11 protein-coding genes are annotated in these 13,194 nt (G+C 36.1%); 3 read left to right on the forward strand and 8 right to left on the reverse strand.

Annotation, left to right across the window (positions count from 1 at the left end; genetic code table 11):
- Positions 1-471: 471 nt before the first annotated feature.
- Positions 472-4,977, forward strand: coding sequence for a glutamate synthase large subunit (gene gltB, locus BN3326_RS03135; protein ID WP_069997648.1), 4,506 nt, complete (start codon positions 472-474; stop codon positions 4,975-4,977).
- A gap of 11 nt (positions 4,978-4,988) precedes the next feature.
- Entirely contained in the window at positions 4,989-6,404 is a 1,416-nt protein-coding gene (locus BN3326_RS03140; RefSeq protein ID WP_069997649.1) for a glutamate synthase subunit beta, read from the forward strand.
- Between the two features lie 107 nt (positions 6,405-6,511).
- Here the strand turns inward: BN3326_RS03140 and BN3326_RS03145 are convergent, their stop codons facing one another.
- The 3 genes from BN3326_RS03145 to BN3326_RS03155 form a co-directional block, all read right to left on the reverse strand.
- Complete coding sequence (locus tag BN3326_RS03145) at positions 6,512-7,417, reverse strand: ATP-grasp domain-containing protein (RefSeq protein WP_069997650.1); 906 nt, start codon at positions 7,415-7,417, stop codon at positions 6,512-6,514.
- 126 nt (positions 7,418-7,543) lie between these two features.
- Positions 7,544-7,732, reverse strand: coding sequence for a YfgJ family double zinc ribbon protein (locus tag BN3326_RS03150; RefSeq protein WP_069997651.1), 189 nt, complete (start codon positions 7,730-7,732; stop codon positions 7,544-7,546).
- 323 nt (positions 7,733-8,055) lie between these two features.
- The gene (locus BN3326_RS03155) at positions 8,056-8,622 is read right to left on the reverse strand and encodes a tetratricopeptide repeat protein (protein WP_069997652.1); all 567 of its coding nucleotides are present in this window, start codon (positions 8,620-8,622) and stop codon (positions 8,056-8,058) included.
- 272 nt (positions 8,623-8,894) lie between these two features.
- Here BN3326_RS03155 and BN3326_RS03160 point away from each other — a divergent pair, with 272 nt between their 5' ends.
- The gene (locus BN3326_RS03160) at positions 8,895-9,323 is read left to right on the forward strand and encodes a CBS domain-containing protein (RefSeq protein WP_069997653.1); all 429 of its coding nucleotides are present in this window, start codon (positions 8,895-8,897) and stop codon (positions 9,321-9,323) included.
- Between the two features lie 100 nt (positions 9,324-9,423).
- Here BN3326_RS03160 and BN3326_RS03165 read toward each other — a convergent pair whose 3' ends face one another.
- The 5 genes from BN3326_RS03165 to BN3326_RS03185 are packed head-to-tail and all read right to left on the reverse strand — an operon-like array spanning position 9,424 to position 13,191.
- Positions 9,424-9,927, reverse strand: a complete 504-nt coding sequence (locus BN3326_RS03165; RefSeq protein ID WP_069997654.1) for a 4Fe-4S binding protein — start codon at positions 9,925-9,927, stop codon at positions 9,424-9,426.
- Positions 9,924-11,030, reverse strand: coding sequence for an NAD(P)/FAD-dependent oxidoreductase (locus tag BN3326_RS03170; RefSeq protein WP_069997655.1), 1,107 nt, complete (start codon positions 11,028-11,030; stop codon positions 9,924-9,926). Before BN3326_RS03170 ends, BN3326_RS03165 begins: the two co-directional genes overlap by 4 nt.
- Positions 11,020-11,352: a (2Fe-2S)-binding protein gene (locus BN3326_RS03175; RefSeq protein ID WP_069997656.1), complete on the reverse strand. Its 333-nt coding sequence runs from the start codon at positions 11,350-11,352 to the stop codon at positions 11,020-11,022. Before BN3326_RS03175 ends, BN3326_RS03170 begins: the two co-directional genes overlap by 11 nt.
- Before the next feature lie 32 nt (positions 11,353-11,384).
- Positions 11,385-11,705: a (2Fe-2S)-binding protein gene (locus BN3326_RS03180; protein WP_242875927.1), complete on the reverse strand. Its 321-nt coding sequence runs from the start codon at positions 11,703-11,705 to the stop codon at positions 11,385-11,387.
- Positions 11,706-11,745: 40 nt separating this feature from the next.
- Positions 11,746-13,191, reverse strand: a complete 1,446-nt coding sequence (locus BN3326_RS03185) for a sodium:solute symporter family protein (protein ID WP_069997657.1) — start codon at positions 13,189-13,191, stop codon at positions 11,746-11,748.
- Positions 13,192-13,194: the final 3 nt, after the last annotated feature.

A 13,194-nucleotide genomic window follows, 5' to 3' on the forward strand; every position in this document is an offset into this window, starting at 1 on the left:
AGTACTAAATGAGAGAAACAGATGAAATTATCAAAGAATATAGTTTGCTATGGTAATTTTATGATTCTTGAATTCTAAGACTATTTAAAGTAATATTTAATTAGAATAATAACAATAAACGACTTGGAAATTTTTGAAGCGCGTGCAAAAGAATCTTGCGATATGCATGATGAATTATTTTTTTTATCTTTTTAAGTACTTTTTAATATGACCGCAAAATATAATTTAAACTAATGATAAGCCTTGTAAATATACTATTTACATGATTTGACAGACTTGGTTCTAGCTACTGGTCTTATTAAAAGATTGCATGTAAAAAACGACAAAATTAGATTTTTTCTCGTCATAATATTGCAATTGTCTTAAAACTATTATAAAATTCAAGATACACTTTAGTTAATTACATTGATAATGAGTAATCTTTTTTTAAATATAATTTAAACACTTACGTAAAAGAAAGGAATTGATCACATGTCATACAAAATTGGGTTTCCCAAACAACAAGGTTTATATAATCCAGATCTTGAGAAAGACAACTGTGGTGTAGGTTTTATTGCAAGTATTAAGGGCAAAAAGAGCCATGACATAGTATCCAAAGGTCTAGAAATTCTAGTTAACCTTACCCATAGAGGTGCTACCGGTTGTGATGAGAATACTGGTGATGGGGCAGGTATTCTTACTCAAATACCTCATGAATTTTTTAAAGAAGTATGTAAAAAAAGTAAAATTGAACTTCCAAATGAAGGCGACTATGCTGTAGGTATGATCTTTTTACCACGTGAATCTAATGAACTTTTGGAATGCGAGGGCATTGTAGAAGGGATTATTTTAGAGGAAGGTCTTAAGATTTTAGGGTGGAGAGATGTTCCGGTAGATCATAACAGTATTGGAGAAATTGCTAAAGGGACAGAGCCACTTATTAAGCAAGTCTTTATTGCTCGTGAAAATAGAAATTATGAAGAATTTGAAAGAAGGCTTTATATTGTAAGAAAGCTCGCAGAAAAAGCTGTACGTCACTCTTCTATGCATAATAAAGATTATTTTTATATTCCAAGCTTATCAAGCAAAGTTGTTGTTTATAAGGGACTGCTGCTTGCAGAGCAAATTGGCTTTTTTTATAAAGATTTAAAAGATCCACTGTTTAAGAGTGCGCTTGCGCTTGTACATCAACGCTATAGTACAAATACATTCCCAACATGGGACTTGGCCCAGCCTTTTAGATATATAGCGCATAATGGTGAAATTAATACAATTAACGGTAACCGTAACTGGATGCATGCAAGAGAGGGCATGCTTAACTCAGAGTATTTTGGCAGCGATATTGAGAAGCTTTTCCCAATTATTACGCCGAACTGTTCAGACTCTGCCTCATTTGATAATGCTTTTGAACTCCTTGTGCAGACAGGCCGTTCTTTGACACATGCGATGATGATGCTTATTCCAGAAGCTTGGCAAAATAATGTAGCTATGGCTAAAGAAAAACGCGCTTTTTATAACTATCATGCCACAGCACTTGAAGCATGGGATGGACCAGCTGCAGTTGCCTTTACTAATGGCTCACAAATTGCAGCAACACTTGATAGGAATGGTCTTAGACCAGCACGCTATGTCGTAACAAAAGATGATACAGTTATTCTTGCTTCTGAAACAGGCGTATTAGAAGTAAAACCATCTGATGTTGCGTATAAAGGAAGATTAGAACCTGGAAAAATGTTCTTAGTAGATTTAAATGAAGGAAGAATTATTGGAGATGAAGAACTTAAACAAGATCTTTGTAAAGCACATGATTATACTGCTTGGATTAGCCGTAACAAATTAACTTTATCTGATTTTTCTACACCAGCTTACTTGCCAAAAGGAGATAATGATACCCTTCTTCAAAGACAACAAGCTTTTGGCTATACCCATGAAGATCTTAAGATGATTATTGCACCAATGGCGAAAGATGGTAAAGAACCTATTGGATCAATGGGTACAGATACGCCACTTGCTGTGTTATCTGATAAACCTCAGTTGCTTTATAACTATTTCAAGCAATTATTTGCACAAGTTACTAACCCTCCGATAGACCCTATTCGTGAAGAGTTAGTTATGAGTTTAGTTTCTTTCTTCGGACAAAACTCAAATCTGTTGAAAAATGAGGTTCAAGATTTTTCATTTATTCAGCTTGAGCACCCTATTCTTAGTAACGAAGATCTTGAAAAGATCAGCAAATTAAATATTTCTGATCTTAGAGCAACTAAAATACCTACACTCTTTAAGGCACCAGGAACAGGAAAGGATTTAGAAACTGCACTTGATATTCTATGTGAAAGAGCAAAACTTGCCATTTTAGAAGGTTATAATGTGATTATTTTATCAGATAGAAATATTGATAATTATCATGCACCTATTCCAACACTCCTTGCAGTGAGTGCACTTAATCAATATCTTATAAGAGAAAAACTTCGTACAAATATTAACATTGTTGTTGAAACAGGTGAAGCACGGGAAGTTATGCACTTTGCACTGCTTATAGGTTATGGTGCAACAGCTATAAATCCATATCTTGCATTTGAAACAATTGATGATTTGATCGATAATAATCTTTATCTTGAAGATATTCCAAAAGAAAAAGCGCATTATAATTATATGAAATCTATTAAGGGCGGCTTACTTAAAGTTATTTCAAAAATGGGTATTTCTACAATTCAAAGTTATAGATGTGCACAAATTTTTGAAGCGATTGGACTTAATAGTGATCTTATTTCAAAATATTTTACAGGCACAGCTTCTAGAATAGAAGGTATTGGTCTAGATATTATAGCCAAGGAAGCAATGACCCGTCATATAGTTGGTTATGCAAAACTACGTAATCCAATTGAAGCACTTGAACAAGGTGGACAGTATCACTATAGACGTAATGGTGAAAAACACTTATTTAGTCCAAACACAATTGCAAAATTACAACAATCTACCCGTTCAGGTAACTTTGAAACATTTAAAGAATTTTCACAGACAATTAACGATCAGTCTGAAGCGCTATGTACGATTCGTGGTCTTCTTAGCTTTAAAAAGCGTGAGCCTATACCTCTTGAAACTGTTGAACCAGCTGCAAATATTGTTAAACGTTTTGCGACAGGTGCTATGAGTTTTGGCTCAATTAGTAAAGAAGCACATGAAACAATTGCAAAAGCAATGAATGCGCTTGGCGGACGCTCGAATACGGGCGAAGGTGGTGAAGATACTGAAAGATTTGCAGATGACAGACGCAGTTCCATAAAGCAAATTGCTTCCGGCAGATTTGGTGTAACAACAAATTATCTTGTGAATGCAGATGAACTGCAAATTAAGATGGCGCAAGGCGCAAAACCTGGTGAAGGTGGGCAGCTTCCAGGTAAAAAAGTCAATGAGATTATTGGTAAGGTACGTCACTCTACCCCAGGCATTGACCTAATTTCACCACCACCACATCATGATATTTATTCAATTGAAGATTTAGCGCAGCTTATCCATGATCTTAAAAATGTTAATCCATTAGCGCGTATTTCTGTTAAGCTTGTTTCAGAAGTTGGCGTTGGAACAGTAGCCGCTGGTGTGGCAAAGGCAAAAGCTGATGTCATTCTTATTTCTGGGCATGATGGAGGTACTGGTGCCTCTCCGCTTACTTCGCTTAAGCATGCGGGTGTACCTTGGGAACTTGGACTTTCAGAAACACAACAAGTACTTCTTCTGAATGATCTTAGAAGCCGAGTAAGAATTCAAACAGATGGGCAGCTTAAAACAGGACGCGATGTAGTTATTGCAGCACTTTTAGGTGCAGAAGAATTTGGGTTCTCCACTGCTCCACTTGTTGTATCAGGCTGTATTATGATGAGGAAGTGTCATTTAAATACTTGTCCGGTAGGCGTTGCGACACAAGATCCTGAACTTAGAAAGAAATTTACAGGCAAACCAGAACATCTTATTAAGTATTTCTTCTTTGTAGCTGAGGAAGTGCGTGAGCTTATGGCAACTTTAGGTTTTAGAACAATTGATGAAATGATTGGTCGTGTAGATATACTCGAAGTTAATGATGCAATAAGACATTGGAAAACACAAGGTGTAGATTTATCAGCTATACTTTATAGACCTAACTTACCACAACGTATTATTGGTCATAAAGTAATGGAGCAGGATCATAATATTGATAAGGCACTAGATCATGAATTGATTGCTGCAGCAAAAGATGCACTCTCAGATGGAACACCTGTAAAAGCTGAATTTAGTATTAGAAATGTTAATCGTACTGTTGGAACAATGCTTAGTGGTGAGATTGCAAAGTGTTATGGGAACGATGGGTTACCTGAAGATACTATTACCTATACTTTTACAGGCAGTGCAGGTCAAAGCTTTGGCGCTTTTGCGGCTTCTGGTTTTACAATGATCCTTCACGGAGACGCTAATGACTATGTTGGCAAAGGTTTATCTGGTGGTAAAATCATTATTAGACCTGATCAAGCAGCTACCTTTGAAGCTTCTCAGAATATTATTGTTGGTAATACACTCCTTTATGGTGCAACCAGTGGCCAAGTTTATATCAATGGCCGTGCAGGTGAACGATTCTGTGTACGTAACTCAGGGGCTACTGCAGTTGTTGAAGGTATTGGTGACCATGGTTGTGAATATATGACTGGAGGACGTGTACTTGTTCTTGGAGGTACTGGACGTAACTTTGCTGCTGGTATGAGTGGTGGTATCGCCTATGTTTATGATGAATTTGGTACTTTTGAGCGCGAACTGAATCGTGAATTTGTAGAACTTGAAAAACTTATGGCTACAGACGATGAAGAATTTGTAAAAAGTTTAATCAATAAACATATTCATTATACAGAAAGTAAAAAAGCAAAAAATATTTTAGAGAATTGGTCTTCACAAAGCAAGAAATTCTACCGTGTTATTTCAACTGCTTATAAAGCTATTCTTGAAAATCAAAAAAAAGAAAATAAGGTAGGATAAGGAGGAATAAAATGGGAAAAGCAACAGGTTTTAAAGAATATGAACGCAAAAATTTTGGGAAGCGTCCTGTAGAAGAACGTGTCTATGATTATAAGGACGTCTATATCCCACTTGGATATGATGAAATGCAAGTCCAAGCAGCAAGATGTATGGATTGTGGTGTACCATTTTGTTCCTCAGAAACAGGCTGTCCATTAGGTAATACCATACCAGAGTTCAATGACTTAGTATACCGAGGGCAATGGAAAAAGGCACTTGAAATTTTGCATCAAACAAATAATTTTCCAGAATTTACTGGTACGGTTTGCCCTGCGCCTTGTGAAAGCGCCTGTGTATTAGGTATTAACGAGGCACCTATTGCTATTAAACACATTGAGCTTAGTGTGATTAATCGTGCTTATGAAGAAGGCTGGATCAAACCACATCCTCCTATTATGAGGACTGGTAAAAAAATAGCAGTGATTGGCTCTGGCCCAGCTGGACTTGCAGCGGCAGATCAACTCAATAAAGCAGGCCATACAGTAACTGTATTTGAAAGAGCAAATCGAATAGGTGGACTTCTAACTTACGGTATTCCAGACTTTAAACTTGAGAAAGATATTGTTGATAGGCGCATAAATCTTATGGAAGATGAAGGGGTAATATTTAGTCCTAGTACATGGGTAGGCAAAGATTATCTTACAAGTAATTTAACAAAGCATTTTGATGCGATAGTTCTTGCGGGAGGATCTACACAAGCACGGGATCTTCCAGTTCCGGGTAGAAATCTTGATGGTCTTCATGTAGCTATGGATTTTCTTAGACAGCAAAATGAGCGTATTCAAGGGTTTCCGCTTACGGGAAGTGAAATTACTGCTAAAGATAAAAACGTAGTAGTTATAGGTGGTGGTGATACGGGAAGTGACTGTATTGGTACGGCTATTAGACAAGGGGCAAAACAAGTTTACCAATTAGAAATTATGCCAGAACCACCAAAAGAACGTACAGACAAATACCCGTGGCCTAATTATCCTATGATTTTCCGTACCTCTACTTCTCAGGAAGAAGGCGGTATTCGTGAATTCTCTGTTAAAACAGCAGCTTTTAGTGGTAAAGGTGGTCAAGTCAAAACGTTACATGCTGTTAAGCTAGATGAAAGGCTTCAAGAGATTCCTGGCAGCCAATTCGAAATTCCTTGTGATTTAGCACTTTTTGCAATGGGATTTCTTCATCCGGAACACGAGGGGATGCTTAAAGAACTTGGTGTAGAGCTTGATGAAAGAGGTAATGTAAAGACCAATTGTCAAAACCAAACTTCTATTCCAAAGGTGTTTGCAGCAGGCGATATGAGACGTGGTCAATCACTGGTTGTATGGGCTATTTCAGAAGGCAGAAAAGCTGCTAAGGCGGTTGATATTTTTCTTATGGGAAGTACTAACTTAAAATAATAGATTCTATTTTTAGCAATAAACCACATAAAATCCCTCAATTTTGGATGTCATGCTCCTAGTTGAGGGATTTTATGTGGTTTATAAATTTTTTTAAGACACCTGTATTAATAAATGCCTAAACGTATTTTTAAGTAATGATAGATAGCTTTAGAGATATTAACATTGCAGCAGCTCTCGAGTCCTTCGAATCCTGGTGAAGAGTTTACTTCACAGATTTTAAAATGATCACCATAAAAGAGTAGGTCAACCCCAGCAATTTCTAAACCTAAGATTCTTGATACTTCAGTGGCAAGCCATTCTATTTCAGGCGTTAGCGGATATTCTCTTACCAGTCCACCAGCTGAAAAATTAGCCTTAAAACTATCATCCATAGCGCTTCTTTCCATACATGCTATAGCTCGTCCGCCAATAGTAAAGACGCGTAAGTCTTTTCCAAAACTATCTTGGATGAATTCTTGAAGAATGATATTAACATTAGGGTTACTACTTTCAATAAGCTGCATTAAATCATTGAAGGATTTTTTGTTTTCAGATAAGTAGACACCTTTACCTTGAGAACCTGATAATATCTTTACAACAACTGGAAACCCAAGGTGTTTCTCTATCAGCTGTATATCAACTGGAAATTTTGCCAGCATTGTTTTGGGAACAGGCAAGTTCTTTTCTGCCAAAATTTGATGGGTAAACAATTTATCTTTTACCATATCAATGTTTAAAGAGGAATTAAAACAAGGAACCCCAAGCCGCTCCAAATGACGGATAACAGCTAATGCAAAGTAAGTTGTTCCAGCACCCATGCGAGGTAGAACAAAATCGGGTAAGGATACAGGATTGCCATCAACCAAAATACTTTTTCGATCTTCTCTTGTTACTATTAAATCAATTTGATCTGGTTTCAAAACCTTGATATTAATGTCTTCCTCTTCGGATATTTCTAATAGACGATTAATTTCATAAGCTTCTGGTTTTAGTTCGGAGCTATTGTTTTTATAAAGAATCCACCCTTCCACTTCATTCCCTACCCTTCTTTTTTAAACTCATGTATTGATTTTATACTAATATCTAATAATACACAATAAATTTTTAGATACATATTTTGACAAAAATCTAGGGTCTATTATTGGCTATCTTAATAACTATAGTTTTTCTTCCGCAATTTTTTTAACTACAAGTTCTACAACTTTTGTAACTACATCTTTTTCTGTTAAAATAGTTTTTCTTGATACTAACTTTCTACATGCATTACAGATATAACTATCAGATCCACAGCTGTACAACCGCTCTAATTTTGAATTGCAATCTGGACAGTAAAATGTTTCTTCCATATTTTTTTCACCTTCTTAAAAGTAGTTTTTATATACTTAATTTTAGCAAAATAATGTTGAAATACAACTTGTTTTTGGTTAAGATAATTCATTTAATTTTAATCAAAGGAATACTATAAAAGCAGCACATATTTACGAGTATGTGCTGCTTTTATAGTATTTGTCTATTAGATTTTTTTATTTGTTGTATCCAATATAGATATTGGAGAAATTGTTTTTATTTCAGTTTTTTTGTCTACTTTCTTTTTTTTAACTTCACGTTTTCTAGGACTTTTGTCTCCCATAATAACTACCTCCTATCTCAGATATATTAATATTTGAAATTATTTTGCTAGGCATTCTTCACTTAGTCGCAGGCTTTTAAACTCATTGTTGATAGTTTTAATGTCTGTTTGTACAGTGTTTTCGTCAATAAGCTTTTGGTACAATTCCTCTATGCTGTCATACTTTTCCATCTGTTTATAAGCATTAGCCAGACTGAACGCATGCGTTAATAAGGGCTCGATAGTATAAGCTCTTGAAAAGAGTTTTGCAGCTAGATTATACTTTCCTTTTTGAATAGCACTTTGACCTTCTTTTAATAATTCTCGTGTTGTTTTAATCTGATCAACAGCATCACTTTCTTTTTGATCTCTTTCAATATCACTTAAATTATTAATTGCTCCACGGTTATTGGGATCAATATGCAGTGCTTTTAAATACATGTTTTTAGCCTTTGTAATATTATTTTTAAGTTTATAATATTTTGCTAGTCTTGTGCAAGCAGCACAATTGTTACGATCTAGCTTCAAAATCATCATGTTAATCTTATAGGCGTTTTCACCCCAGATATTACGTAAGGCCATTTCACCAGCCTTGGCAGTTAACTTTTGCAAATCCATGTTATTCATCATATACTCCTTTTCGTTATACAAATATAAAAAGAGCGAAAAACTCATAATTAATTGAGTTTTCCGCTCTATAATTCCGAAATTATTCTTAAATAATCGAAGTCAGGCAGTTGAAAATACAATATTATTTTTACATTATATCATATACTAAAAAATAAAGCAATGCAAGAAAATAAATAGCTATTATGGAATATTTTGGATTGGTTTAACTGCCAAAATAAACTTTTATAAAAAAGCCTTTCGCAGGGTAATATAACTTTGGAGGTGATACTATGAAAGTAAAAGATATAATGTCAAAAGAAATTGCAAGCTTATGTACTGACGACTCTATTGAAAAAGCAGCTCAGCTAATGAAGCAGCATGATGTAGGTTCAATACCAGTATGCAGCCAAGAAAAAGTAGTTGGGATTGTAACTGACAGAGATATTGCATTAAGATCCGTAGCAGAAGGTCAGAATTCACAGCAACAAAAAGTTAAAGAAATTATGACCTCTAACCCTGTTGTAGGTAGTCCAGAGATGAATGTTAACGAGGCAGCAAAGATTATGAGTCAGGAACAAATAAGAAGGCTGCCTATTGTCGAAAATAATAACCTTGTAGGTATGGTTGCTTTGGGAGATATTTCGCTTGAACCTCAACTGCAAGATAATGCTGAAGAAGCACTCCACCACATTTCACAACATGGCTGTAGCCATCTATAAAAATTATTCAATTTAAATATAAAATACCTTCATCTTTAAAGCGTTAATAGATGAAGGTATTTTATACTTAACAGCCCGTTTAATGACTGTTTGAAAGAAATTATAATCTTTTCATAGATACAACATCATGAAAAAGGTCTTTTGGATAAAGCATAGAGATGATGGCTGTATGGTCATTTGTTTTATTTTTATTAATCTTAGTGACTATTGCTTCACATATTACCTGACCTTGTCTGTCTACTGCCATCACTTTTTGACTAATACGGGGTAAAGGTAAAAATTCATAAGGGAAAATTATAAGTGATTGGTTTTCGTTATAAGTATAATCTTTGATATAAATTGCTAAACCAGGACATTTAGATAAACAAAGGCTACAGCCTGTACATTGTGTCACATCTATCTTAGGCAAATTTGTAATTGGCTGACCTATTTTAATAGCATTTTTCTTGCATGTTAGTTCGCAAGGGTTACATGGAATTTCTTCTATACATTCAATTACTGCAGTAGGTCCTTTCATAAAGTCGTCATATGAAGGATAGCAGCCTAGACTTCTGAGCTCCTCTAAAGTAGGATAACCTTTGCTTTTAAGATTTAAACTTATCATTTTCTCCACTCCCTATAGTATGCCTCAAACATAATCTCTTTTCCTTGTTTTCTCTTTGCATCCATTGGTCCACTTCGAAGTGCATTAAGTCTTTTTAAAATTTTATTTTTCATTTTTTCATAGCTGCTTTTTGAAGTACAGCCTAAGGCAAAAGCCGCGTGAATACCTGCTAATCTGCCCTCTTCCATAGCGGTACTTGCTTCTTCAATACCACTTATGTCCCCAGCTATATAAATACCTGAAACAGTTGTTTCCAATCTATCATTATGTAAAGGTAAGTGTCCTCCAAGTTCTGGTATATAAGCAAACTTGCAGCCGCTAGTCCAAGCAAGTTCTGTTAAAGGCGTGAAGCCAGTTGCTAGACAAATTAAGTCTATATCTAATGTTTTTTCAGTTCCTGCAATCGGATGCCACTGATGATCTAACTGTACAATCTCTGCCGCTTCTACAAATGAATTGCCTATAGCACGCTTTATGGTATAAGGTCTAAAAAAAGGCACTCCAGCTCTACATATTTTGGCTGTATGAACGCCATAGCCTCCTAATTCTGATGAAGCTTCAAGTATGCCAACTACTTCTGACCCAGCTTGAAGTAACTGGTAAGCAATAATAACACCCACATTTCCAGAACCAACCATTAGAACACGTTTTCCAGGGAGCACTCTATGAATATTCATCATGGTCTGTGCTGCCCCTGCACCCATTACACCCGGCAGTGACCAGCCCGGAAAATAAATAGGCTTTTCAATTGCACCTGCAGCAATAATAACCTTATCTGCTTTTAATTGAATAGCGGACTTTGCTTGCTGAATCATCCAAAGTTCCTTATCCTGATTGATGCCGACAACTTCAGTGTTAAGCCATAACTCTATATTGGAGTTTTCATGTATTTGGTTTAATAAATCCTTTGCGATACGGAATCCTCTTACTCCTGCTTGATGTTCTTTTGAACCAAAGAACTTGTGGATTTGTTTAAAGAGCTGCCCACCAACAGTTCTGTTCTCATCTATCAGTAATACTTTGGCACCTGCTCTTGCAGCTTCTATTGCAGCAGACAAGCCTGCTGGCCCTGCACCTACTACAACCACTTCTTTATGCATCATAAACTTCACTTCTTTCCCATCTTCCAAGTCCCTGCTGGGTTTCTATAATCATACCATCTACTACCGGAGTTATGCATGTGCGTATATTAGGTATCCCATTAACGGTCATGATACAATCTGTACACTTTCCAATAGCACAGAATACACCTCGAGGCCTATGGTGTTTTGGTGTATACCGAAAGACTTTCTTACCGCAAGCCAGCAGTGCTGATGCAATCATTTCGCCTTCATACGCCATATATGTTTTGCCATCTACGATAATTTCTATTTCTTTTTGAGATCTTAATTCTCCTAAAATAGGGTGGCGTTTTATACGGGACAATGCGATCAACCTTTCTCGATGATATATATAATTTACCCATCTACGTTTAAAGATTTCAAGCTGCCTGTCTGAATAGGTCGAACAGGTTCTCTATATGTGGCAGGAGTAGTAGCTTGAGCGTCTCGATGTAGTTTTTGCTGAATGATTTTTTCTACTAATACTCGGCAGGTTCTTCCTTGACAAAGCCCCATGCCAGCCCTTGTAAATCTTTTTACTTCATTTGTAGTCTCAGCCCCTTCTTCAATGGCCTTCTCAATCTCTTCTGCTGTTATTTCTTCACACCTGCAAATGATTTCATTACACACAGTAAACAGCCCCTCTTTATTAGCATTAATAGATAAAAAATTAGTCAAACACTTGCAATCTAAAAGTCATTTCTGCTTGTTTATTTAATTAAGGGGTATCTTCCTGAATCTTTGGGGAGGAAGGAGGCGTTAATAAAGACACTACAATAATGAGAAACACTGAGATAACAAGTGCTGTTAATACTCTGTTTGCCCCCAATGCTGTAATTTGTGTAAGAATAGAACCTGAAACAATTCCAATCCTAGCGCCCCAAGGCGTAACTTTACTATTTTTTCTGCCCATCTCAAAAGCCTCGTCCCTACGTTCTTTCCACAATAAGCCTACAATCAGCAGTGGTACCAATCCACCTCCAGCCATCGAATAAGCTCTTGAGAATAGATCAAGGATTGAACTTGCATAAATAGCAGCCAAGCTTGCAAAAATACCAATAATTACAGTTAATATTTTTGCACATTTTACCAGCTGAGCATCTTTCAAGTGACTATTAAAGGGTTTAACAAGATCGTTAGTGATTAAAACAGATGCAGAATTAAGGTTAGAGTCTGCTGATGACATGCCTGCAGCTAATATGAGAGCAAAAATCATAGCTGCTATGCCAGTAGGCACATAATTTAACATAAACCAAGGCATAGCATCATCTGGGGCTAAACCCTGATTTAAAGTTAAAATAACCATGCCAACTAATGCGGTAAGTACAACAAAGATAATAGCTACAATACCACTCCATAATAGCCCATTGCGTGCAGTTTTCTTATCTTTGGCAGCAAAGCATCTTTGCCAATAAATCTGGGCTACCAAGATTCCAATACAACCTGTTATAAATTTAGTAACGAGTTCGATGGTATTGGTGCCTCTAAAACTCCATAGTTCAGACTTGCCGACTTCTGATAGGCGCATCCCAAGTTCAGCTAAACTCCAATTGACCGGCGAAAAAGCATAGATATAAAAGGCAGTTCCAAAGATGACAACTAATATGCCTTGAAATAAATCTGTCCAGACAACTGAATATACACCCCCTAGCGTCGTATATACAATGAAAACTACTGTAAACAAAAGAATAATAGGAATAGGATTTGCTCCTGTAACAATATTAAATATGTGTCCAAAAGCTTTGCCTTGCCCACCTACCCAGGCTATCATAATCATGGAAGCAAGAATACCTCCTAAAGCTCTTGTAACTTTATCTCGAGCGATGATGTCATCGATCATTTCTGGAAAAGTATTATAGGTAAACTTACCTGCAAGACCTGCAAAAAATAATGCAAAAATGATTTTAGAACCTTGTTCGCCTAATATAAATGCGAGCCAAGGCAGGCCTACCTGATAACCTTTACCTGCATGACCGATAAAATTACCTACTCCCATGATGGTTGCAAACTGAGTAAAAAGAATAAGATAAATAGGGAAGGATTTACCCCCTATAGCATAATTTAAGAAACTAGATTGTGCTTTACGACTTACCTTGAGAGAGATAACAAGAAATACCCCACACATTATAATTGTAATAATCCATAATAACGTTCCTAAATCCATTAT

Origin of the sequence: Cellulosilyticum sp. I15G10I2 (assembly GCF_900095725.1) — a bacterium.
Taxonomy (GTDB): domain Bacteria; phylum Bacillota; class Clostridia; order Lachnospirales; family Cellulosilyticaceae; genus FMMP01.

Coding starts and splice junctions, on each gene's coding strand:
- gltB (WP_069997648.1), top strand. CDS start 472: ATGTCATACAAAATTGGGTTTCCCAAACAACAAGGTTTATATAATCCA.
- BN3326_RS03140 (WP_069997649.1), top strand. CDS start 4,989: ATGGGAAAAGCAACAGGTTTTAAAGAATATGAACGCAAAAATTTTGGG.
- BN3326_RS03150 (WP_069997651.1), bottom strand. CDS start 7,732: ATGGAAGAAACATTTTACTGTCCAGATTGCAATTCAAAATTAGAGCGG.
- BN3326_RS03155 (WP_069997652.1), bottom strand. CDS start 8,622: ATGAATAACATGGATTTGCAAAAGTTAACTGCCAAGGCTGGTGAAATG.
- BN3326_RS03160 (WP_069997653.1), top strand. CDS start 8,895: ATGAAAGTAAAAGATATAATGTCAAAAGAAATTGCAAGCTTATGTACT.
- BN3326_RS03165 (WP_069997654.1), bottom strand. CDS start 9,927: ATGATAAGTTTAAATCTTAAAAGCAAAGGTTATCCTACTTTAGAGGAG.
- BN3326_RS03170 (WP_069997655.1), bottom strand. CDS start 11,030: ATGATGCATAAAGAAGTGGTTGTAGTAGGTGCAGGGCCAGCAGGCTTG.
- BN3326_RS03185 (WP_069997657.1), bottom strand. CDS start 13,191: ATGGATTTAGGAACGTTATTATGGATTATTACAATTATAATGTGTGGG.